This window comes from Altererythrobacter sp. C41, from assembly GCF_016803135.1.
Lineage (GTDB): Bacteria > Pseudomonadota > Alphaproteobacteria > Sphingomonadales > Sphingomonadaceae > Pelagerythrobacter.
Genome location: NZ_JAEVFE010000029.1, coordinates 1 through 275, shown reverse-complemented (window position 1 = coordinate 275; position 275 = coordinate 1). Strand labels below are relative to the sequence as shown.

At 66.2% G+C, this 275-nt stretch carries 1 protein-coding gene; it reads left to right on the top strand.

What is annotated here, in order from left to right; all coding sequences use genetic code 11:
* A partial coding sequence (locus JNO53_RS15275; RefSeq protein ID WP_203113646.1) for an Ig-like domain-containing protein occupies window positions 1-275 on the top strand: 275 nt, incomplete at both ends.

Below are 275 nucleotides of genomic sequence, written 5' to 3'. Positions count from 1 at the left end.
GGCAGCTACAGTTTCGATCCGAGCGATGCGGCCTATCAGGATCTGGGTGCCGGCGAGACCCGCGACGTGGTCGCAAGCTATACCGTGTCCGATGGCAACGGCGGTACTGCGAGCTCGACGCTGACCATCACGGTCACCGGCACCAATGACGCGCCCATTGCGGTTGCCGACACGGATGCGGCGACCGAGGATGCTGCGGCGGTGACCGGCACTGTTGCCGGTAACGACAGCGATGCCGACGGCGACACGCTGACGTTCGCACTGGCAGCGCCGGT